Annotated in this window: 19 protein-coding genes and 2 tRNA genes; 13 read left to right on the forward strand and 8 right to left on the reverse strand. The window is 58.8% G+C overall.

Annotated elements, in window-relative coordinates:
* The 7 genes from hypD to Q0H50_RS01605 form a co-directional block, all read left to right on the forward strand.
* Positions 1 to 674 (forward strand): hydrogenase formation protein HypD (gene hypD, locus Q0H50_RS01575; RefSeq protein WP_294418575.1); only part of this gene is annotated, 674 nt, incomplete at its 5' end.
* 756 nt (positions 675 to 1,430) lie between these two features.
* Positions 1,431 to 2,579 carry a serine/threonine protein kinase gene (locus tag Q0H50_RS01580; protein WP_294418580.1) on the forward strand — a complete coding sequence of 383 codons (1,149 nt, stop codon included), beginning with the start codon at positions 1,431 to 1,433 and terminating at the stop codon, positions 2,577 to 2,579.
* A 256-nt stretch (positions 2,580 to 2,835) separates the two neighbouring features.
* Entirely contained in the window at positions 2,836 to 3,969 is a 1,134-nt protein-coding gene (locus Q0H50_RS01585; RefSeq protein ID WP_294418585.1) for a DMT family transporter, read from the forward strand.
* A gap of 46 nt (positions 3,970 to 4,015) precedes the next feature.
* Entirely contained in the window at positions 4,016 to 4,603 is a 588-nt protein-coding gene (locus Q0H50_RS01590) for a hypothetical protein (RefSeq protein ID WP_294418588.1), read from the forward strand.
* A 227-nt stretch (positions 4,604 to 4,830) separates the two neighbouring features.
* On the forward strand, positions 4,831 to 6,159 hold the full coding sequence (locus Q0H50_RS01595) for an MFS transporter (RefSeq protein WP_294418589.1): 1,329 nt from the start codon (positions 4,831 to 4,833) through the stop codon (positions 6,157 to 6,159).
* 354 nt (positions 6,160 to 6,513) lie between these two features.
* Positions 6,514 to 7,863: an MFS transporter gene (locus Q0H50_RS01600; RefSeq protein WP_294418591.1), complete on the forward strand. Its 1,350-nt coding sequence runs from the start codon at positions 6,514 to 6,516 to the stop codon at positions 7,861 to 7,863.
* A 119-nt stretch (positions 7,864 to 7,982) separates the two neighbouring features.
* Entirely contained in the window at positions 7,983 to 8,570 is a 588-nt protein-coding gene (locus Q0H50_RS01605) for a TetR family transcriptional regulator (protein WP_294418592.1), read from the forward strand.
* A 261-nt stretch (positions 8,571 to 8,831) separates the two neighbouring features.
* On the opposite strand, the gene Q0H50_RS01610 is transcribed toward Q0H50_RS01605, so the two are convergent.
* Together Q0H50_RS01610 and arcA are read right to left on the reverse strand one after the other, a co-directional pair.
* Entirely contained in the window at positions 8,832 to 10,271 is a 1,440-nt protein-coding gene (locus Q0H50_RS01610; RefSeq protein WP_294418593.1) for a basic amino acid/polyamine antiporter, read from the reverse strand.
* Between the two features lie 216 nt (positions 10,272 to 10,487).
* The gene (gene arcA, locus Q0H50_RS01615; RefSeq protein ID WP_042432045.1) at positions 10,488 to 11,705 is read right to left on the reverse strand and encodes an arginine deiminase; all 1,218 of its coding nucleotides are present in this window, start codon (positions 11,703 to 11,705) and stop codon (positions 10,488 to 10,490) included.
* Positions 11,706 to 12,156: 451 nt separating this feature from the next.
* On the opposite strand from arcA, the gene Q0H50_RS01620 reads away from it, so the two are divergent.
* From Q0H50_RS01620 to Q0H50_RS01630, 3 genes are all read left to right on the forward strand, one after another.
* A complete protein-coding gene (locus tag Q0H50_RS01620) occupies positions 12,157 to 13,125 on the forward strand; it encodes a LuxR C-terminal-related transcriptional regulator (RefSeq protein ID WP_294418594.1) in 969 nt (322 codons plus the stop codon).
* 176 nt (positions 13,126 to 13,301) lie between these two features.
* Positions 13,302 to 14,555 carry an Nramp family divalent metal transporter gene (locus Q0H50_RS01625; RefSeq protein WP_294418595.1) on the forward strand — a complete coding sequence of 418 codons (1,254 nt, stop codon included), beginning with the start codon at positions 13,302 to 13,304 and terminating at the stop codon, positions 14,553 to 14,555.
* 112 nt (positions 14,556 to 14,667) lie between these two features.
* Positions 14,668 to 16,326: a flavodoxin family protein gene (locus Q0H50_RS01630; RefSeq protein ID WP_294418596.1), complete on the forward strand. Its 1,659-nt coding sequence runs from the start codon at positions 14,668 to 14,670 to the stop codon at positions 16,324 to 16,326.
* Between the two features lie 226 nt (positions 16,327 to 16,552).
* Here Q0H50_RS01630 and Q0H50_RS01635 read toward each other — a convergent pair.
* From Q0H50_RS01635 to Q0H50_RS01650, 4 genes are all read right to left on the reverse strand, one after another.
* Positions 16,553 to 16,628: transfer RNA gene (locus tag Q0H50_RS01635), tRNA-Arg, on the reverse strand.
* Between the two features lie 117 nt (positions 16,629 to 16,745).
* On the reverse strand, positions 16,746 to 17,411 hold the full coding sequence (locus Q0H50_RS01640) for an HAD family hydrolase (protein WP_294418598.1): 666 nt from the start codon (positions 17,409 to 17,411) through the stop codon (positions 16,746 to 16,748).
* Between the two features lie 52 nt (positions 17,412 to 17,463).
* Positions 17,464 to 17,538, reverse strand: a tRNA-Gly gene (locus Q0H50_RS01645).
* Between the two features lie 128 nt (positions 17,539 to 17,666).
* Positions 17,667 to 17,993 carry a helix-turn-helix transcriptional regulator gene (locus Q0H50_RS01650; RefSeq protein WP_294418599.1) on the reverse strand — a complete coding sequence of 109 codons (327 nt, stop codon included), beginning with the start codon at positions 17,991 to 17,993 and terminating at the stop codon, positions 17,667 to 17,669.
* A gap of 353 nt (positions 17,994 to 18,346) precedes the next feature.
* On the opposite strand from Q0H50_RS01650, the gene Q0H50_RS01655 reads away from it, so the two are divergent.
* Positions 18,347 to 19,864, forward strand: coding sequence for an LCP family protein (locus Q0H50_RS01655; RefSeq protein WP_294418600.1), 1,518 nt, complete (start codon positions 18,347 to 18,349; stop codon positions 19,862 to 19,864).
* Between the two features lie 122 nt (positions 19,865 to 19,986).
* Here the strand turns inward: Q0H50_RS01655 and galE are convergent, their stop codons facing one another.
* On the reverse strand, positions 19,987 to 21,090 hold the full coding sequence (gene galE, locus Q0H50_RS01660; protein ID WP_366936609.1) for a UDP-glucose 4-epimerase GalE: 1,104 nt from the start codon (positions 21,088 to 21,090) through the stop codon (positions 19,987 to 19,989).
* 459 nt (positions 21,091 to 21,549) lie between these two features.
* Positions 21,550 to 22,014, reverse strand: a complete 465-nt coding sequence (locus tag Q0H50_RS01665; RefSeq protein WP_294418603.1) for a hypothetical protein — start codon at positions 22,012 to 22,014, stop codon at positions 21,550 to 21,552.
* 109 nt (positions 22,015 to 22,123) lie between these two features.
* Here Q0H50_RS01665 and Q0H50_RS01670 point away from each other — a divergent pair, with 109 nt between their 5' ends.
* Both Q0H50_RS01670 and nikR read left to right on the forward strand, forming a co-directional pair.
* A complete protein-coding gene (locus tag Q0H50_RS01670) occupies positions 22,124 to 22,378 on the forward strand; it encodes a hypothetical protein (RefSeq protein ID WP_042432031.1) in 255 nt (84 codons plus the stop codon).
* A gap of 6 nt (positions 22,379 to 22,384) precedes the next feature.
* On the forward strand, positions 22,385 to 22,816 hold the full coding sequence (gene nikR, locus Q0H50_RS01675; RefSeq protein ID WP_294418605.1) for a nickel-responsive transcriptional regulator NikR: 432 nt from the start codon (positions 22,385 to 22,387) through the stop codon (positions 22,814 to 22,816).
* Positions 22,817 to 22,841: the final 25 nt, after the last annotated feature.

Raw genomic sequence — 22,841 nt, forward strand, 5'->3', positions numbered from 1 at the left:
TGGGCGTCGGGTTCGAAACCACCACGCCGCTCGTTGCCATGGCCATTAAACGCGCCAAGGCGATGGGGCTTGCCAATTTCAGCGTGTACGCCGCGCACAAGAACATGCCCGGCGCCCTGGAAACGCTGGTAAAGGACCCGGACCTCAAGCTCGATGCCCTTATTCTGCCGGGCCACGTGGGCACCATCACGGGCACCAAGCCCTTCGAGTTTCTGGCGAAGGAATACGGCATCCCCGGCGTGGTCACGGGCTTCGAGCCCGTCGACGTGCTCCAGGGCATCGCCATGATCATGCGTCAGCTGCACGAGGGTAGGGCGGAGATCGAGATCGCCTACGCGCGCGGCGTCATGCCGCAGGGCAACCCCGTAGCCCTGGCCGCCATCGACGAGGTGTTCGAAACCTGCACCGCCACCTGGCGCGGCCTGGGCGATATCCCCGGCAGCGGATACCGCATCCGCGAGGAGTTCGCGCAGTTCGACGCGCTAAAACGCTTCCAGCCCGAAATCGAGCCCACCATCAACCCCAAGGGCTGCCGCTGCGGCGACGTCCTGCGCGCCCGCATGGAGCCCAGCGAGTGCCCCCTGTTCCGCAAGGTATGCACCCCGGAGAACCCGGTCGGGCCCTGCATGGTCAGCAGCGAGGGCAGCTGTGCCGCTTACTATAGGTACTATTAAAGCAAAACCAAGCATATCGCCACATCGGAGGGCGGCACAGCACGCAAGCTGCGCCGCCCTCTTCCTTTGCTAGGCGGCTAGCCAGCCTGTGGATACGCCCTATAACTGGACGCGAATCGCCCCTATCACGAAACGGGAAGCATGAAAACGGTCAAATATCGGCGAAATATACCGCTTAAGCGAGTGCTCAAGCGGTAAAGCCTCATATCAAGGGTTGAGAGCCGTTAAGTGCTTCAGGGAAGCCGTTCACGGCCTCTAGACGATGATTGCTACGCAGATGCAATAACCGAAAACCGATAGACTAGGGTTATCGGATGCCGTTTTTCCCATTGGTTGTGCAAATATGAGCCCTCTGGCGAAACATAGACTTGACCATATAAATGCATGCAGATTCGATTCGTACCGATAATCATTCGTGCGAATCGGTTCAATCAAGGAAAATATCCAATAATCGGACGAAAAATGCATAAACGATTATTTCGACCGTGTTACAGATTTTTGTGCACCTGAACAATGAACTTGTGCAAAGTGCCTGAAAATACGTGTAAATGACCTATTGCAGGCGCACAACTCTGGTGTTATAACTATCTCGTCGGCAAAACCGGAACACGAAATGAAACGAACTTACAGGGTTGCCAAGTGATCTTTCCCTCTTAGCGAATTTCAAATCAAAAGGCCGGTTGAGCCAAAGGGTACACAATAGGTAGTGTGCATCGTCGAAGGTGTAGGAAGCACCTTCAAAGAAAGGAGACAGTCATGGCGAAGATTGTCAACTCTTGGAACGACTGGGATCCGTTGAAGCGCGTCATCGTTGGCCGCTGCGATAACTCCATGATCCCGCCCGAGGAGCCCGCAACCTCTGAGAAGGTGCCGGTCGACTCCGAGATGCGCGGCATGTGGGGCCTGCGCCCGCTGCGCACCGTCGAGCGTGGCAACGAGTGCCTCGAGAACCTGGTCAAGGCCGTTGAGGAGCGCGGCGTCGTCGTCGACCGCCCGACCCCTCTGCAGTGGAACCAGGCCATCGGTACGCCGGACTTCCGCAACGATTCCATGATGACTTGCATGCCTCCGCGCGACATCCTGCTGACCATCGGCAACGAGATTATGGCTTCCGCCAACTCCTTCCGCTGCCGCTACTTCGAGTACCTGGCCTACTGGCCGCTCATGAAGCAGTACTTCGATGAGGATCCCGAGTTCCTGTGGACCCAGGCTCCCCGTCCTCGTCTGACCGACGCTTCCTACAAGCACAACTACTACGATGAGAAGATCACCCTGGAAGAGCGCCTCGTCCGTACCGCCAACAAGGACTTCGTGACCACCGAAGTCGAGCCGATGTGGGATGCTGCTGACGTTATGCGCATGGGCAAGGACCTGTTCATCCAGCATGGTCTGACCACCAACCGCACCGCCATGGAGTGGTTCCAGCGCTACTATCCCGAGTACCGCGTCCATGCCATGAACTTCCCTGGCGACCCGTACCCGATCCACATCGACGCCACCTTCGTGCCGCTGCGTCCGGGCCTGATCATCAACAACCCGCATCGTCATCCGGCCGAGGGCCAGAAGGAGATCTTCGAGGCCAACGATTGGCAGATCGTCGACTCCGCTCAGCCTGCTCATGACGAGCCGCCCGCGCTGTGCTACAGCTCCGTGTGGCTGTCCATGAACTGCCTGGTCCTGGATCCCTCCACGGTCATCGTTGAGGCCTCCGAGGTCAACCAGCAGGAGCAGATGGATCAGCTCGGCATGAACGTCATCCCCGTTGACCTGCGCGACGCCTATCCGTTCGGTGGCGGCCTGCACTGCTCCACGGCTGACGTTTACCGCGAGGGCGAGTGCCTCGACTACTTCCCGAACCGCGTCAAGGACTGCACGCTCATCCACCCGGAGATGTGGGAGGACTAGGCTATCGGCCTAAATCAGAATCTACTTCGGTAGAGCTCTGAACATGTAATAGAAAGGGGGCCTGGCAAGACAAGTTCAGCCAGGTCCCCTTTTTTAGTTCGCCTTCCAATCCAGTCAACAAGGGTTTTCGATTCGGCCGGACAGGATCGAGCTTAGATAGGGGTATCGATACAAGCACGACCTAGTTTGGTCAGAACCGAAATTGGGTGAATTGGAGGCACCCTGTACATGCTACTGGTTTTTTAAGGAGGAACCAATGGCAGACAAAATCAACACTGCGGGCCAGGGGGATGGCTCCCAGGAATTTGAAATGAACCGCAAAATCGGCGCTATCTTCATGCTGATTTCCGCAACGGGCATGGGTCTGGTGCCGCTGTTCAGCCGCTGGGCTACGCGCACTAATATGTTCGACGCTACCCAAGGCATGAACGGCTCCGACTCCATCGGCGCCATCATGGCCATCGGCCGCATGGGCATGGGCCTGCTGTTCTTCTTGATCCTCATGGTTGCCACTCATAAGGTTGCCACCTTCAAGAAGCTCAAGCTCACCCCCGCGATTGCACTGGGCGGCTTGATGATCGGCATGTCTCTGGCATGCTACGTCACCTCTACGCTGATGACCACCGTCGCGAACGCCGTTATGTTCATCTACACCGGCCCGGTTATCTGCGTGTTGCTGGCTCGTATCTTCCGTAAAGAGCCGATGAGCCCGCTGCAGTGGGTATGCCTCTGCATCGTGTTCATTGGTATGCTGTTCGGCGAGAGCCTCCTCGGCTTCGGCGTTGGCGGCAACTTCTTCGGCCTGGACTTCAACCTGGCCCCCTCTACTCCGGAGTTCCCGCAGAAGATGGTCGGCGACATCTTCGGTCTGCTGTCCGGCGTGTTCTACGGCTCTTCCATGTTCTTCAACGGTTACCGCAAGGATGCTGATACCACCGCTCGTGGTGTGTACAACTTCATCTTCGCCGTTATCGGTTCTGCGGCAATCGCCATCATGATGAACGTTGTCGGTATGGCAACGGGCCAGACCAACTGGATCACCGAGATTCACTTCACTCCCTTCAACTGGCTGGGCGCTGTCCTGCTGTGGATCGTTTGCGGTCCTATCGCTCTGGGCTGCCTGCTGGTCGCTGGCCGCAACCTGCCGGCAATGGACTACAGCACCATCGCCTACTGGGAGGTTCCGGTCGCCCTGTTCATCGGCCTCGTGGTGTACAGCGAGCCTGTTACGCTTAACACCGCTATCGGCATCATCTTGATCGTTGGCGGCGGCGCATTCCCGACTGTCAAGGCTATGATCCAGGGTTCCAAGATGGAGAAGCAGCAGCAAGTTGCTGAGAATCTGTCTGAACGCCTCGCCGAAGAGGCTGCCAAGGAGGAGGAGCGCTAGCATCTGCTAGTGCCGGACGTATGAGCCTTTGAAAGGAGGCTGCGTCATGAAGGTTACGAATCGCTTAACCCATATCGCAACGAAGGTTAACTTTGAAGCAGCAATGACCGAGGATCAGCTGAAAGCTGTGTTCGAGGCGAAGGGCCTTGCCGGTTTCCCTGCAATGCTCGACATCAAGGAGCGCACGGAAGAGCACGTGCAGATTCTGGCTCTCGAAAATCTGCTGGAGTTCGCTAAGGCTTCCGGTGTTGCCGCCGTCACGTATGACGTCACGTATTTCCCGCATGCTGATCAGGGCGAGGTCGAGCGTCAGCTCAAGCAGCTCGGTCACGACCTGGAGATCAGCTCCGACGTCATTAAGGACGTGTGCGCAGCTGAGATTCAGGAATACCTGGATCTTGACGCCAAACGTGCCGTGGATGTTCCTGTCCACAGCATCGTCGAGTGCTATGTCAACGGCACGGCTTTCGCGTGGTATGGTCTGAACGACTATCCGCGTCTGAAGCGCGTCGTTCTCCAGAAGCTCGCCCGTGGCGGCCAGAAGGCAAAGCGCGACTTCATCATGCGTGCCAGCCGTGCTCAGGTTGACCTGATGGAGGATACCGACTACTCTGGTGATGTGGCTCTAGACTAGCTATGTTAGGGTGGATTGCGTCGTGAAAAGGGGCGGCGCAATCCACCTCTTTTTATCGGCAGCGGAACGTAAGTCATGAGGGATAGCGTTTCGCCTGATGAGGGCCCCTATGAAACGGCGAAATCATAGGAGGGGAGCCCTCGAAGAGGAGATTGTGATGGGGATATTCAATACTCTTGGATTGGGTTCGTGTTCGAGCGATCTGAAGTGGTTCCAGGGTGATTTCCATGAAAGATAACGCTCGGTTCGACGCGGAAAAGAGCAAGACCGTACGTAAAGTGGCAACGGCGTCCTTTTTCTGCAACTTCATCGAATGGTTCGACTATGCCACGTACTCGTACTTCGCGGTAGTTATCGCGCAAGTGTTCTTTCCGAACGATGATCCTGCGTTAGCGTTGATTCAGACGTTCGCAGTGTTCGCTCTGTCGTTCTTGCTTCGTCCGATCGGCGCCATCTTCTGGGGCAACATGGGCGACAAGAAGGGCCGCAAATGGTCTTTGACCGTTTCGGTCTTCATGATGGCCGGTGCCACGTTCTGCATCGGCTTGCTTCCCGGGTATGCTGCCTTGGGTATCTGTGCTCCGGCTTTGCTGCTTCTGCTCCGCATGATCCAGGGCTTTTCCGCCTCTGGCGAGTATGCGGGTGCGGCAACGTTTTTGGCCGAGTATGCGCCTACGGACAAGCGCGGTATGTATTGCTCTATCGTTCCCGCCTCTACGGCTATTGGTCTGCTGGTCGGCAGCGCTTTTGCGACCGTCATGTACACCGTCATGCCGGAAGCTGCCGTGAACGAGTGGGGTTGGCGCATCCCGTTCGTCCTTGCCGGCCCGTTGGGCATCGGCGCGTATTTCGTGAACATCCAGCTTGAGGACTCTCCTACGTACCAGGCAATGCAGCGTGCTTTGAAAGACGCTGAGGCCTCTGGCGCCGCCGGTGCTCCCGAGCGTCCTATCCACTGCCTGTTCACGAAGCATCTGCGTAAGCTCATCATCTCCATCGGCGCTGCAATGCTGAACGCCGTTGGCTTCTATGTGGTGCTTACCTACCTTCCGGTATACCTGGAAACGGCTGTCATGATGCCGAAGAACGAGGCGTCGTTGATCACCACCATCGCGTTGGTAACCTACGTCGCATTCATTTTCGCGAGCGGACACCTGTCCGACAAATTCGGTCGTAAGAAGATGCTGATCACCGCCTGCGTGTGCTTCATCGTCTTCACCATTCCGGCGTTCATCCTGATGAGCACTGCGAATTTCGTGACCGTCCTGGTGGTCGAGCTGGTCATGTGCCTGATTCTCACCATCAACGACGGTACCCTTTCCAGCTACTTGAGCGAGACGTTCCCCACCCAGGTGCGTTACTCGGGCTTCGCCCTTAGCTTCAACATGGCTAACGCGCTGTTCGGTGGCACGGCATCGTTCATCTGCACGTCGCTGATTACGGCGACGGGCTCCACCCTTGCTCCTGCGTTCTATATGGTCGCGGTCTCCTGCGTTGCGCTGGTTGCCATGATCATGTCGCATGAGCACTCGAACAAGGATTTGTCCGAGATCTAGAGGTTCGATTAGGCGATTGCGGGCTCCTCCTACCGCGATCGCCTGGTCATGGCAGGCAAGTTGTTGAAGAATATTATTTGGGAATCGCGTTTTGCCGACGCCTTTACTTGAGACGATTCTTCTCACGGTAACGTTGCCGTACGGTAACAACTTGCCTGCAAATGGCTAACATTGATAAGTGCACGGGATCATCTTTCTTATCCACCAGTGCTTAGGTGAGCCTGTTCAGGTTCCGCCTAGAGGGTAAGGAGGTTGAAATGCGAAACAACATCGCTTCAAGGGGAGGCGATGAACCGCCGTGTGCTGCAGTCGGTTTCAGTCTCAAAGCCGCTGCACTGTTCTTAGGGGAAAATCATGAATGCTGACCAACCGAGACCGATTAACAACGAAGTTGATCTTACCGAGGCGGAAAAGCATAAAACGCTGAAGAAGGTTGTGTTCTCCTCGTTCCTGGGCAACTTTATCGAGTGGTTCGACTATGCCAGCTACTCATATCTTGCCACCGTCATCGCTTTGGTGTTCTTCCCGGGCGAAGACAAAATGGTCTCTACGATGATGACGTTCGGCGTGTTCGCGCTGGCGTTTTTGGTCCGTCCTCTCGGTGCCATCTTCTGGGGCAACATGGGCGATAAGAAGGGCCGTAAATGGGCTCTGTCCATCTCCATCCTCATGATGTCCGGTGCCACCTTCCTTATCGGCTGCTTGCCGGGCTACGCCGTCATCGGCGTTGGCGCCCCGCTGCTGCTCCTGCTTATGCGTATGGTGCAGAGCTTCTCTGCTTCCGGTGAATATGCCGGCGCTGCCACGTTCATCGCCGAGTATTCGCCCAAGAACCACCGTGGTTTCTATTGCTCCATGGTTCCCGCCTCCACGGCTGTCGGCCTGCTGGTGGGCTCCCTGTTCGCCACCTGGATGTTCAACACGTTCGGCGCTTCCTCCGACTTCGTGGTGAACTGGGGTTGGCGTATCCCGTTCTGGCTGGCTGGTCCGCTTGGCTACATCACGCACTACATCCGCGAGCATCTGGAAGATTCCCCGGTGTACGCGCAGATGCAGGCAGAGCTGGCCGAGAAGGGCATGAAGAGCGAAGACAAGCCGATTCGCACCCTGTTCAAGAAGCACTTCCGCGTGCTGGCCATCTCCTTCGGCGCATGCGTGCTGAACGCTGTGGGCTTCTACGCTGTTCTGACCTACCTGCCGAACTACCTTGAGGCTACGCTGAACTACGATCCGGCTCAGGCGTCCATCATCACCACCATCGTGCTGGTCGTCTACATCGGCTTCATCTTCCTTTCCGGCCGCATCTCCGACAAGTTCGGTCGCAAGAAGATGCTCATTACGGCTGCTGCGGGCTTCGTGATCTTCACCATTCCCGCGTTCTGGCTGCTGAACACGTTGGACTTCTTCACCATCCTCGTGGTCGAGCTGGTCATGTGCCTCATGCTCACCATCAACGACGGCACGCTGTCCAGCTACCTGTGCGAGACGTTCCCGACCGACGTGCGTTACTCCGGCTTCGCCCTGAGCTTCAACCTGGCTAACGCCATATTCGGCGGTTCCGCCTCCTACATCTCCTTCGCCCTGATCAACTTCACGGGCGACCCGATCGCTCCTGCGTACTACATGGTCTTCATCGCCGTCCTGGCCCTGGGCGCCATGATCGCTTCGCACGAGCACACCGGCAAGGATCTGTCCGAGGTGTAATGCGTCCACACATATCGGCAATCCTACGATTTGCCTGATGAATGCCGCTCGAGTGTCTGCACTCGGGCGGCATTTCATTTACAATGGGACCATTGGGTTTTTGCGTAAAGGAGACCGATGTGAGTGAGGCGAATCAAACCCCCAAATCGTTGAAGGCTCAGATCACGCGTACGTCGCTTGTGCTTGCCGCTGCGGCGTTGTTGCGCGAACAGGGTCCGAAGGCTGTTACGTATCGCAAGGTTGCGCAATGGGCGGGGGCCGCTTCCTCATCGGTTGGTTATTATTTCGAATCCACTAATCAGCTTCTGTACGAGGCCGGTCGTTACAACATCCAGCTGTGGGCGGAGCGCGCCGAGAACGCCGCTGCTACCGCCGAGTCCATGGACCAGGCTGACTGTCGCAAGCATCTCATCAACCTGCTCATCAGCGCTAGCTTGCCCGATGATTCCGTCAACCCTGCTGCTCACTACATGCAGCTGCTCGCGGCGTCCGAATCCGAGGACGTTACAGAGGCGTACCGCAATGGTCGCGTGCAACTCGATCAGGCGGTTGGGCGCATCCTTAAGCATGCGGGCGTGAAGCTGCCTGCGCACGTGGTCGGCATCGTCGTCGACGGTGCGGCCGTTGCGGCTATCTCCGAGGGCCGTGAGGTAAGGGAAATCGCCGCCGAGCTTCTGGAGAGCATCGTAGCGGCGTATGAGGGCTAGGAGACGCTGTTTGTGTCTATGCGGTAGGTCCGCTTTGCTGCGCGTAAAGATGCACTAATGGCACGGTTGCTTTTGGATGTTCGGTCCGAGCCATTCCTTCTCAGCTGAAACCGGCTAACCGGATCGCAGACATGGCTTGCCAGCCCATTGCCGTCGGGCAATGCGGTGGTTGTTAAGTTCGCCGATGTGCCTGAAACACGAAAAAGGCTCGGACCATATGGTCCGAGCCTTTCTGCATCTTGCGAAGGAGGGGGAATTCGCTTAGATGCCGATTACGCCCATGCCGACCAGCACCAGGGCTGCGACGCCGAGTGCGCTCACAACGCCCATGCCGACCTTCTCGCCGTTCGTCAGAGCGTAGCCGCGGTCCTTGCGGGCCTTGGCGTACACGAAGAAGCCGGGGATGTAGCCCACGCAGGTGAGCAGGAGGAACGACCAGCCGTTGTACAGCACGCCGACAACCTGGAAGGCCAGGGCGATCACGCCGACGATGATCTGGGCCGTGTTCTTGTCCTCCTTAGCGGAGAACTTGATCTGATACAGTGCGATGAAAGCCCAGGTGATAACGATGGAGACGGTGCACATGCTGAAGGCGAAGTTGTAGGCATCCTCGCTGAACATCAGCACGATCAGGAACACCTGGATGCAGGCACCGACCAGCAGCAGGCTCATCTGCGGAGCGCCCTTGCTGTTCAGCTTGCCCCAGGACTCGGGGAGCAGGTGACGCTCGGCCATTTCAGAGGTGGTCTCAGCGGGCAGCATGGTGAAGGACAGCCAAGCGCCTGCAACGCCCACGATGATGGCGATGCTGATGAACGCGCCGCCCCAGCCGGGAGCCATGGAATCGAACACGTAGAGCATTGCGGGGTAGTCAAGCTGAGCGATCTCGGTGTAGCTCATGTAGCCGTAGGGGAGCACGGAGCAGCCGATGTAGATGAGCAGCAGGCAGATCAGGCCGATAACGGTAGCCTTGCCCACCTCGTGCTTGTTGCGGGCACGGGAGCTCATGACCGCGGCGCCCTCGATGCCGATGAACACCCACATCATGATGATCATGCAGTTCATGACCTGCTCGAACAGACCGCCCATGCTAGCGGCATCGGCGCCCATCTCGCCAGCGGCGACGGCGTTGTTGTACACGTTGCCCCAGAAGTCGGCGGTGAAGATGCCAGCGTTGAACATGAAGATGGCGAAGATCAGGAAGATGCCCAGGGAGGCGACCTTCGCCACCATGACGATAGCGTTCAGGAACGAGGCGCTCTCGACGCCGCGGATGACCAGGAAGGTCAGCGCCCACATGAACAGCGAGGCGACGATCACGCACGGCAGGGTGTTGCCAGGGAGGAAGGTGGGGAAGAAGTAGCCCAGGGTGGACATCATCATCGTGGCGAACGCGATGTTGCCCAGCCATGCGGACAGCCAGTAACCCCAGCCGGAGATAAAGCCGGCAAGCGGGCCGAAGCCCTCCTCGGCGTACTGGAAGATGCCCTTGAGCTCGGGCTTCTTGGCGCCCAGGTTGTTCAGCGACAGGGCAAGGGCGGCGAAGCCGATACCGACGACGGCCCAGGCCACCAGCACGGCGCCGGGGCTGGCAACGCCTGCAAGCTGGCCGGTGATGGCGAACACGCCGGAACCGATGCAGGAACTAACGACCATGCCGATCAGCCCGAACAGGCCGATACCTTTAGCTTTCTCGCTCATGATTTCCCTCCTTAGTAGAAATCAATCGTTTGGTTTCGCCCCTGGACTCCGTTTGTTTAGCCGGACATACCGAACCTGCTTACGGTGGCGAATCCCGTTTACAGGCTCAAACGGAACGCAGAGGCGAAACCGATGGAAACAGCGGACAGCGCTTAGGTTCGCAAGCTGCCCAAAGGGGAGGCCGATCGATCCGGCGGCCTCCCCTTGCGAAAACGATTAGTCCTCGCGCACGACGGGCATGCTCATGCAGCGGGGGCCGCCACGGCCGCGGGACAGCTCGGCCGAGGGGATCTCGATGACGTCGATGTTGTTCTTGCGCAGAACAGCGTTCGTGACGTCGTTGCGCTCGTAAACAACCACGCGACCAGGAGCGATGCACAGCGTGTTGGAACCGTCGTTCCACTGCTCGCGCTCGGCGGCGATACGGTCGCCACCGCCGCAGGGGATCAGCGTCACCGGCATGCCGATGTACTTCTCCAGGATCTGCTCGAGCGGGGCGTTGATCTCATGCACCTTGATGCCGTCGCCCTCGGGCGTGATCTCGAACACGGACAGCGGGCCCATGATGCCGGGATGGATGGTGAACTTGTCCACGTCGATCTGGGTGAACACGGTGTCCAGGTGCATCATGGCGCGGTTGTTCGGGATGTTGAACGCCAGGATGGTGTCGACCGGGGAGGTGGGGTCGTTGAAGATGTTGTGGGCGATGCCGTCGATGGCGTCGGGCTCGGTGCGCTGGGAGATGCCGATGGCCAGTACGTGCTCGTTGATGTTGAGGATGTCGCCGCCCTCGATGTGGAAGGTGTTGTAACGGCTGTAGTACTGCGGGGTGCCCTGGAAGTCCGGGTGATAGTTGAAGATGTACTCGCCGTAGATGGTCTCACGGTTACGGGTGACGGAGTACATGCGGTTGATGGAAACGCCGTTGCCGATCATCGCGAAGGGGTCGCGGGTGAAGTACAGATTCGGCATCGGGGCGACGACCATCTTGGAAGCCTCGGACACCAGGTCGACCAGGGAGTTGGACTTGTCGGTGTGCAGCTCGGTGAGGTTGATGCCCTCCATGGTCTTCAGGACGAAGTCCTTGGCGTCGGGGTAGTTCTCCTGCATGTAATCGAAGATGATCTTGCGATAGCGCTCGGTCTTGATGCCGGCTTCGTCGATCCACTGCAGCAGGAACTTCTCGCGCAGCTCGGGGTCGGCGGCCAGAACCTCGGCCGTCAGATCCTCCAGGTACACGACCTCCACGCCGTTGTCGCGCAGGGCCTGAGCGAAGGCGTCATGCTCTTCCTGAGCAACCTTCAGAAACGGGATGTCGTCGAACAGCAGCTCCTCGAGCGTGTTCGGGGTGAGGTTCAGCAGCTCCTTGCCGGGACGGTGCAGCAGCACCTTCTTGAGCGGCTTGATCTCGCTTTTGACGTTCACGCCAGCCATTGCAAACCTTCTTTCGTCTCGTTGGACATAAGACTATCTTCGCCGTGCAAGCCTTCCAGCGCTTCTTGGCTTAACGCCTTGGGCTTGCACATGGGGCGTTTTCGGTGCCCCGTTCCGCTGGCTTCACTTTGCAACCTCCGCGTAAAATCCGGAAGGTCTAACGCGGATTTAACGACCCCCGTTTAGAGGTGGAACCAAGGACTATCGCAAGGAGAAACTTCCTAAACCCTTGATAAACCCCTGATGGAGAGCTTGTGGTATGGTATTGGCAAAAGCCGAGGAACGGAGTCGATTCGCTTCGGTTTAGTTGACTTCGACGCTCATTGTTTCTGTAAACAGGGTGGCGAATCGGGGTTGAGGGTAAAATAGGTACGGGTAAGTAGTTACAATACCGGGGATTGCGTAGGTCGGCTACGAGAAGCCGGCGGCAAGGCGTTCTACGGAGGGGCCTGTGGAGCTTGCATTGTTCTATTACACGCTGCTGATGCTGCTCGTTTCCATTTTGGTGGCAGCTGTATGCTTGTCCGCATATTTGGTTTCGCGCAAGAAGACCATGCTGTTTCTCGCGATCGCCTTCGCGTTCTACTTCTTCGATATCTCCTTGGTGTTCCAGGACGAATTCATCGTCCGCTCAAGCGGCGACGCGCTCACATCGGGGTATCTTGTCGTGCGTTCGCTCGCCTCTGTGTTGACTGGAGGCGGCTTCGTCACGGCGTTCTGGGTTTTGCTTTGCGACTATTTGAACGAGACGCGCCGCAGCATGTTCGCGGTGCCGCCGGCGGTCTTCGCGATTGCCAGCGTTGCCACGCTCGTGGTTCTCCCGGATGGCGATGTGCAGCGTTTCTGGTTCTGGTCCATACGCCAGTTCTACATGTATTGGATTCTGCTGTATGCGGGATATAGATTCTTGCGCCAGAAGGACGAGGCCGAGCGCGCCCGCATGTGGCGGCACCGGGGTTTGTACGCGGCGGCATGGGTGCTCGGCCTGATCGTGTTGGCCGAGGACGCCGCCTCCTTCCTGGTGATGGATCTGCCGTCGGTCAACCTGGGCTCGATCGTCTTCAGCGCCGAGCGCAGCTATGCCGAGAATCTGTTGATGCTGGTCATCGGCGTTGCTGCGGTTCGCAACGGGGTCCGCATGCTGTCGCTTCGTTTCGAGCGCCCTCCCGCGCAAGGCGGCAGCAAGCAGCAGGAGCAGCAGATCGTGGAGAACCTCAACGTGTTCGCCACGCGCCATAAGCTCTCGCAGCGCGAGCGCGAGGTGCTCTACCTTATTCTTTTGGGCAAGGACAATCAGAACATCGCATCTGAGATGTCGCTGGCGCTTTCCACGGTGAAGGTGCACGTGCACAACATTCTGAAGAAGACGGGCGATGCCAGTCGACAGGAATTGATTCAGGGTTTCTGGAAGATGTCGTAAAGCCGCGGCGCCGGTTTCGCCGCCCGTCCCTGAAAACCTACCCTCTGCCGCCGCTGGACCGCGCGCTGTGTTACGGGCGTGTATCGAAACGGCGTCACAAACGCTTTCGCATGCTAAAGTGTCCCTCATATACCACAAGGAGGGGCGGGGATGCCCCGGTAGGAAAGGAGGGAACGATGGCAAGCTCGATCACCGAAAAGCTGAAGAACATCGGCCCCGGTGCTTTAGTCGCAGCTGGTTTCGTCGGTCCTGGCACGGTCACCACGTGCACGGTTTCCGGCGCAAGCTATGGCTACACCATGCTGTGGGCGCTGCTGTTCGCCACCGTTGCAACCATTATCTTCCAGGAGATGGCGGCTCGCGTCGGCATCGTCACGCAGGAGGGCCTGGGTGAGAACATCCGCGATCGCATTTCGCATCCGGTGCTGAAGTGGATTGCAATCGTGATTGTTATCATCGCCATCTTCATCGGCAACACCGCATACGAGACGGGCAACATCACGGGCGGCATCCTGGGTATCCAGGCGGTAGTCAATATTCCCATGATCCCCATCGTCATCGTGCTGGGCATCCTGGCATTCGCCGCCATGTGGGTTGGTTCCTACAAGCTGGTCGAGAAGATCCTCACGGGCATCGTCATCTTCATGGGCCTGGTGTTCCTGATCACCGCGTTCGCTTCCCCCGTTGATTGGGGTGCGGTCGTGGCCGGCCTGTTCACGCCTTCCCTGCCCGAGGGCCAGGCTGGCGCCAAGGGCATCCTGACCGCCGTGGGCCTGATCGGCACCACCATCGTGCCGTACAACCTGTTCCTGCACGCTTCCGGCGCATCCGAGCGCTTCAAGGATCCCGAGCAGATCGCCGACGCGCGCTTCGACTGCGTGCTGTCCATCGGCCTGGGTGGCATCATCTCCATGGCCATCCTCATCTGCGCCGCGGCTAACATGCATGCCGCCGGCATCACCGTCACCAACGGCAAGGACATGGCCGTCGCCCTGCAGCCGCTGCTGGGCAACTGGGCCACGGTGCTCATCGGCATCGGCCTGCTGGCCGCTGGTTTCTCCAGCGCCATCACCGCTCCGCTTTCCGCCGCCTACGCCGTCAACGGCGTGCTCGGCTGGGGCAAGACCCTGAAGGACCTGCAGTTCAAGGCCGTGTGGATGATCGTGCTGGTGGCCGGCTGCCTGATGGCCGTGCTGCTGGGCAAGAGCCCCACGGAGCTGATCTTGGTGGCTCAGGCGGCAAACGCCATCCTGCTGCCCATCATGGCGTTCTTCGTGATGTACGTTGCCAACGGCAAGAGCCTTGGCAAGTGGCGCAACCATGCGTTCTCCAACATCTGCGGCGTCATCTTCATCTGCATCACGCTGTTCATGTGCTGGCGTAACATGTCCAGCTTCCTGACCACGCTGCAAACGCTTATCGGCGCATAGCGGTTTCGGATACGGGAAAGCATGATGTCAAGCCTGCCGGGCATAAGCCTGGCAGGCTTTTTCGCTATCAGGGCATGTTAGGGCGATGCGTCGCCGAAGTGAGGAGCGCTTGATGAACATCCTGGCAATCAATGGCAGCCCCAAGGGCAAACGAAGCAATACCTGGCGTTTGACCAGCGCTTTTCTTGAGGGAATCATCACCCGGGAGGAACAAGCCTGCGGGGAAGCGCCGATGATCGAAACTCTGAGCATCGGCGCGCTTGATATCAAGCCCTGCCTGGGCTGCTTCTCATGCTGGAGCAAGACGCCGGGCAAGTGCTGCATCCGCGATGATATGCAGACGGTCATCGAGAAGATCTTGTGGGCCGACATCGTCATCTGGAGCTTCCCTCTGTATTACTTCGGGCTGCCCGGCCAGCTGAAGAATCTGATAGACCGCCAACTCCCCATGTCGCTTCCCTTCATGAGCGCGGAAACGGAGAGCGGCGGGCATCCGTCGCGCTACGATATGAGCGGCAAGCGCACGGTGGTGGTTTCGACCTGCGGTTTCTACACCGCAAAGGGCAACTACGGCGGTGTGACCGACTTGTTCGATCGGCTTTGCGGGAAGGATGGCTACACTGCGATCTTCTGCGGGCAGGGCGAGCTTTTCCGCGTGAAGGAGCTTGCAGATCGCACCGACGAGTATCTTTCCTGGGTCCGGAAGGCCGGAGAGGAGTTTGCTTCCGGCGGCATATCCGGGCAAACCTACGGCAAGCTTGGCCAGAACCTGTTCCCGCGCGATGTTTTCGAGGCGATGGCTGATGCCAGCTGGGGTGTGGGTGAATCGGGTGAGAAGGAAGACCCTAGCTTGGTGTTCACCCGGCAGATGGCGGCCCTGTATCGTAAGCAGGCTTGGCCGGGGCGGGATATCGTGCTTGACATGAACTACACCGATATCGACAAGGTCTACCGCATCGTCCTCGGGGTCGATGGGAGTCGCGTCGAGGAAGAGCCCGCCGAAGGCTTCGCCATGGAATACACCACGCGGATCAACGCGCCTTTGAGCGTTTGGCGCTCGATTGCCAGCGGCAAGATCGCCGGCGACGAAGCGCTCATGAAGCACCTGTACTCGGTCGAAGGGGACTTCGATCTGATGATGCATTGGGATGATTATTTTGGCGCGGCGAACAGCGCGGGCGATCCAGGCGTTGCTACGGACGGAAACTCTTCCGCGGGTGCGGGTGCAATCGGGTCGAAAACCAATATGATGCTGCTTTTGATTCCCTGGATCGTCTTCTGGGTTGCAGCGGCGATCGATAGCTTCTCGGGAAGCTTGGTCAGCATTACGGCATGCGTGCTGCTGCCCGTTCTGATGCATCGAACGAAAGCAACCGTGTATGACCGAGTCTCGGCGCTGGCGGTTGGCGCTTGCTCCATCGCGTTGCTGGCAGGCGTGCCGCCCATCCTGGTGATTCCGGCATCGTATCTTCTGTTCGGGCTGATGTGGACGGTTTCCTGTTTCGCCAAAGTGCCGCTGACCGCGCATTACTCGAAAAACAGCTATAACGGGGAAGCGGCGTTGCACAACCCGATCTTCATGAGGACGAACCGTATCCTGACCGCGGCGTGGGGGATTCTTTACCTGATCACGCCTGTCTGGACGTATCTCATCATACAAACGGATGCGGCAAGCTTTGTGGGTGCGATCAACTCCGTCCTCCCGGCGCTGATGGGCGCATTCACCGCCTGGTTCCAAAAGTGGTATCCCCGGCATATAGCGCGCGGCTAACCGGGTATTAAGATTAGGGAATCGAGAGCTCGTGGTGGTATTCTGGAGCCGACGTTGGATGCGCCTGCGCGCGTTAGCGGGAAAGTGGGCGTCTGCTCTGTCTATCGAGCATTAACTGGTGTGGCGATTTTAAGCGACGCAGCCTCGGACGTGCTTCTTGTCAGGCAAAAGCATGTGTTCATAAAGCAAAAAGGCCATCGGCATGTGCCGATGGCCTGAAGTTTCATGGTGCCCCAGATACGATTCGAACGTACGACACCCGCTTTAGGAGAGCGGTGCTCTATCCCCTGAGCTACTGAGGCGCGCCAAACATTGTAGCATTAAACCTTTTGGCTCGATGCTCGCACATGCCAATATCACGGGTTAAGCTTTGCGGTGGTTTGCGCGCAGTTACGCTTGATGGAAACGACTGCGTTACGTTACGCCTTTGCAAACTCGAGCAGCTGCGCGGGGTCGGAGATGATCGCATCCGCCTGCGCCTCTTGCAGGGTGCTTGCGGGGTTGTAGCCCCAGTCGACGCCGATCGCGTACGTTCCGGCGTTGTGGGCAACGCGCATGTCGCCGGCCGAGTCGCCCACGTAGGCGGTGCGCTCGGGGGTGCTGTTCAGCTCGCGGATGGTGCGCAGCAAGCCAGTGGGGTCGGGCTTGCGGGGAATATCCTCGCATTCGCCGTGCAATACCTCGAAGATGTCGGGGAGGAACCGCGGGATAATGTCCTTCACGCCGCCCTCGTATTTGTTCGAGAGCACCGCAAGCTTGCATCCTCGCGCCTTCAGCTCGGCCAGCGTCTCGGGCATGTGCGCGTAATGGCGTGTGCGGGCGTGCCCGGTTTGAGGGTAAAGCGCCTTCCAATATTCAAGCGCCTCGGCGCATACGGTTTCGGGGGTCCCCTCGGGAAGAGCACGGTAGATCAGGCGTTGCGCGCCGTCGCCCACGAAGCTGTGGATGGCGGCATCGGTATGCGTGGGGTAGCCGAAATGGACAAGCGTTTCGTTGGTGACATGGATGAGGTCGGGCATGGTGTCCAGGATGGTTCCATCCAGGTCGAAGATGAACGTGTCGAATACAGGTTGCGATTCGGTCATCATTGCCTCCTGAAAATGAAAACGACGGCTCTGGGCCGTCGTTGATGATCGATGGAGCGGGTGACGGGACTCGAACCCGCGAATGCGAGCTTGGGAAGCTCGTGCCTTACCACTTGGCGACACCCGCATGCTTGGCAGGCGCTCCTTGCCATACCGTGTGAGCATTATAGCCTAAAACGCGCGAATGCGGGCAGGGAATGGGAAACGCATGCGAAATTCCCCACACCTAGGCATTACGAACGCGATCGCACCGGCTTATGAATACGGATCGAACTGCCAATCAGGGGCTTGGCGTGGGATGGCGATGCTTGCTGGGTCGAACCGACCGAACAACAGCTCCTCCGGCGTGGTCTCAAGCGCATCCGCAAGATCTTCGACCATCGAAAGACGCACATTAGCCGTGCCTTTCTCGATCTTGTTGAGTTGCGGCCGCCCGATGCCGATCATGGCTGCGAAGCAGGTTTTGGTGATCCGGCCCTTTTCGCGCAGCCGCTTCACGTTGCGGCCGAGCGTGACGGCCATCTTCGGCTCGTCAGCGGGCGCATTCGCCAGCTCATCGATATGTGGGACGGAAGTCTGCATGTATCGAGCGTAACGGCACGATTACGCAACGCTGTAATCCACAGGTTACGTTTCAAGGGTATTTTTCAGGAAATAGAAGCGTTGCTACCTATATATATCGGTAGGGAATGTGCGAACTCCCGTGAACACCCTGTTTCGGCCGCATGCCATTTTTATGGTTGTCAATCTGGGATGATACAATGCACGATGATTAATTGGGGCTTGGTGTGTAGTTATAGGCCGCTCGTCAAGCCGCTGAAGGAAAGTTGAAATCGGGCAGCGTAGGCACCATGCCGGTGGGGAGCCGCATGGAATCTGTGCGGTGCGGAAGAAGGTAACGCAGGCCCGAACGGACTGCTGTGAGGAGATCTTGCATGGCATTCAAAAAGAACCGCCGTCCCCAAGCGAACGATCCGCTAGCTTCCCAAGTGCCCGCCGGCTACCGCCCGGCGTTTACGCCCGGCTCCCAAGGCCCTGGCGCGAACAACGCGTTTCGCAATCAGGCGGGCGCGTCGCAGTATTCGCGTTCGAACCCGCAATATTCTTCGCAGCGTTCGCGTAAGTCCGGCAAGGGCAAGAAGATCGCCCTTGGTGTCTGCTGCGCGCTGATCGTCGCCCTTATCGGATGCGGAACCGCGTTCGCCGTTTGGTACAACAACGTGAACAGCCAGCTGAACACGGGCGGCAAAACGTCCGAGGAGCTGGAGAACATCAACGAGCAGCTGGTCAGCTCCAGCTTCAACGAGCCGTTCTACATGATGCTCATCGGTTCGGACAAGCGCGAAGGCGATGACGAAGGCGGTGCACGCTCCGACACGAACATCGTGGTGCGCGTGGACCCGACCTCCAACCAGGCAACGCTCGTGTCCATCCCCCGCGATACCATGATCGACATCGACGGCTATGGTACGAACAAGTTCAACGCCGCCTATAACTACGGCGGCGCTGCGGCGACCATCCGCGAGGCAACCCAGCTCACCGGCGTCAACATCTCGCATTACGCCGAAGTCAACTTCGAGGAGCTGGTCAGCCTGGTCGACGCTGTGGGCGGCGTCGACGTCACGGTCGACGAGCGCATCGACGACACCGATGCCGACAACACCACCGATCATCCCGAGAACCCGCGAATCATCATCGAGGCCGGCGAGCAGCACCTTAACGGCGAGCAGGCCCTGGTGTTCGCGCGCAGCCGCGCTTACGTCGACGGCGACTTCACGCGCACGGCCAACCAGCGCAAGCTTATCCAAGCCCTTGTCGACAAGGTGCTGGCCCTGCCCGTCACCGAGCTGCCTGGCGTCATTCAGGCTGCGGCGAAGTGCGTCACCACGGATATGAAGGTCAACGACATCATCTCGCTGGCGCAGCAGTTCAAAGACGATGGCGACCTGGTTATGTACTCCGCCATGCTGCCTTCCATCACCGGTTACGTCGACGGCGTCTCCTACGTGTTCGCCGATGAGGATAAGGTCACCGAGATGATGAAGGTCGTCGATCAAGGCGGCGATCCCAGCGGCATCACCGGCTCCACCAGCAAGCTTGCGCAGAAGTATGGCGCCGGGTCCTCTGCCGGCGGCTCCTCCACGGGCGGTACCGCTACGGGTAGCGGAATGTACGCCGGCAACGATTACGATACGGGCGGCACATCTGCGTATAGCGGCGGGTACTCCGCAAGCGGAACCGGCTCTTCGTCCTACTACGGCGGTACGACGGGCGGCGTTACGGGCGGATACGCCGACACGTCGTCCAGCGCATCCGGTGCTGGAACCGGTGGGTATTCCGGTGCGGCGTCCACTGGCGGCTATGTCGACTCATCCGCCGGCGGCTCCACTGGCTCGTACGGCACCGGCGGCTACGCAACGGGCACGGGAACCGGTACTGGTTACGCCTACTAACGCTTTCGCGGATTTTCAAAGGGACGCAGCTTGGCGCTGCGTCCCTTTTTCGTTGGAAAGCAAAAAGGCCTCGCGATCCAGCAGGATCGCGAGGCCTTGCGTTATCGAGAGCCGGTAACGGATTACTGCTCGGTGGCGTATCCGTCGGGATTCATGGACTGCCAACGCCAGCTGTCGGCGCACATGCGGTCAAGGTCGTACTCGGCGATCCAGCCCAGCTCGGTGCGCGCCTTGTCGCAGGCAGCGTAGTTGGTGGCAACGTCGCCGGCGCGGCGCGGCTTGATCTGGTAGGGGATCTCGTGGCCGCAGGCCTTCTCGAACGCATGCACGACGTCGAGCACGCTCGAGCCCTTGCCGGTGCCAAGGTTGAAGATGCCCACGCCGCGGCGGCTGCCGTCGGCGGCAGCTTCGCCTTCCAGCGATCCCAGGCCCAGCGCCTTGCCGGTGCCGACCTTGCCGCCCATCCATTCGAGCGCCGCCACATGGCCGCGGGCCAGGTCGACCACGTGGATGTAGTCGCGCACGCCCGTGCCGTCCGGAGTGTCGTAATCGTCGCCGAACACGCCGACGCATTCCAGCTTGCCCACGGCAACCTGGGCGACGTAGGGCAGCAGGTTGTTCGGGATGCCCTTGGGGTCCTCGCCGATCAGGCCGCTCTCGTGCGCGCCGATGGGGTTGAAGTAGCGCAGCAGCACGACGTTCCACTCGTTGTCGCCCACGTACAGGTCCGTAAGCACCTGCTCGAGCATGCTCTTGGTCCACCCGTAGGGGTTGGTGCAGTCATGCTTGGGGCATTCCTCGGTGATCGGGATGAACTCGGGCTCGCCGTACACCGTTGCGCTGCTGGAGAACACGATGTTCTTCACGCCGTGATTGCGGGCCACGTCGCACAGCACCAGCGTGCCGGCGATGTTGTTCCAGTAGTACTCAAGCGGCTTCTGCACGCTTTCACCAACCGCCTTGAAGCCGGCGAAGTGGATGATGGCATCGACGTCGTTTTCGGCGAAGATGGCGTCAAGCGCCTCTCGGTCCAAGATGTTCTGCTTATAGAAACGCAGCTGGGCATCGTCGGCGCCGATTCCGCAGATCTTGCGGATGCGGTCGACGGCGATCTGGCTGGAATTGCTCAGGTCGTCCACGATGACCACGCTGTAGCCTCGCTGGATCAGCTCGACGCACGTGTGGCTGCCGATGAATCCGGCGCCGCCCGTGACCAGGATGCTCAGGTCCTTCTGGTCTTTCGCCAGTCCCTTGTTTGCCATGAAAGCTCCTTATCCTTTTGAGCATGTCTTGCCTGTACGCGCGAACGCGTTCCAGTTTGCTTCATGGTAGCAGCACGACGGTCCCTTGCATGTAAAGAGTTCGAAAGCAACACGCACGCATGGCGAGTCTTAGGAGTCGGCTGCGGTCGGCGCAAAAGGGATGCCGTTCGTTGCGAATCTCATAAGTGTTCTTGAATGAGAACAAATATGTGGTATTCTATTCTCACTTGGAGATAACATATCTTCGATATCTCCTCCCCCTCGTTTCACTCGTCTGACGCAAAGGCCGCTTCCCCCGCGGCCTTTGCGTCATGTTCGGGAACGCTGTCGATATCCCTCTTCGAGCGAATGACCTGCCGACCATCAAGGTATTTCCGCAGGTCCTTCCAAGAAGCTTGCGGTTCAGGCGTTCCATCGGCGTGATTACCCTCGCTTCTCCCCGAATTTCGGCAGCTTTTTCAGCAACGCCCAGGCGATCTGCTTGTCTTGGGGAGTTTCCAGGAGAGACTCGAAGTCCAGAAACGATACGGTGGTGCGACCGAGCAAACGGGTCGCCTTCCCGGAGGGAACGGCAAGGTGGTACGCTTGCCCGAGCAGCGCGGCGCTTTTGCCGTCCGCCGCTATAATGCAGATTGGATCCAGTCCCTCGACCAGGACGAACAGGGCCTGCTGGTCAAGGTCGCCGGATATAACGTACGTGCATGCTTCGCGTCCGTAGCCGAGGGCCGTCAACGAGCTGTCCAGCGCTTTGACAGCAGCCTCCGAAAGCGGTTCGGAGCTGATGACGCAGCAGAGCCCGGCATGGGATCCGCTCATATATGGGCCGAACAGTTCCCAGGTTTCGTCCAATGCGACCTCATATTTGTTACCGCTCATGGTTTTTTTCACACCCGCTCTTGCCCTTGAAACGCGTTCGCCGTATAACCGAATCATACCAAGAACGAAAGCAGCTGCGAACGATGCTAAGGGCATCGTCGCGGAAACGAAGGAGGACGTTATGTGCACTAACGGCATCAACACCGGTCAATTCGAGATGATGATCGAGCAGATCGACGACCATTTGAAGCTTGAGCGCCGCTGGGCCCATACGCTGGGCCACAAGGCGGGCGACGCCGGCTACGAGAACGTTTCCAAGAAGCTGCACGAGGCTCAGGCGCTCATCGATGACGTGCGCGCCTTGCTCGACGAGGCGAAGGATGCGCTGGAAGACGACGCCGAGGCTGCCGGCGGCGTTACGGTGGAATTGGTGTAGCCGGTTATGGCGAACGACCTGATGAGGTTCTCGGTCGCCATGCCCGAGGACCTGCTGGTGAGCTTCGATCGTCTGGTGGCGCGGCGAGGGCTGGCGAAGAACCGCAGCGAAGTGGTTCGAGACCTTGTTCGCGATGCGCTGGTGGAAGACGAGTGCTCGATGCCCGGCGTCGAGGTTGCGGGGTCGCTTACCATCGTGTTCGACCACCATGCAAACGACCTGCAGGAAAAGCTACACGCCATCCAGCACGAGTACTTCGGCAACATCGTGTCGTCTATGCACGTGCATCTGGATGAGCATATGTGCTTGGAGGTCATCGTGCTGCGAGGCCATACGGAGCTGGTTCAGAGCATCGCGAACCTCATCCTTGGAACCAAGGGCGTGCAAAACGGCAAGCTTGTGCTCACCGTCGCCGAGCACCACCACGAACACGATTAAACGACATCGGCCGTGCGGATCGAAC

Source organism: uncultured Senegalimassilia sp. (genome assembly GCF_934632265.1).
Taxonomy (GTDB): Bacteria; Actinomycetota; Coriobacteriia; order Coriobacteriales; family Eggerthellaceae; genus Senegalimassilia.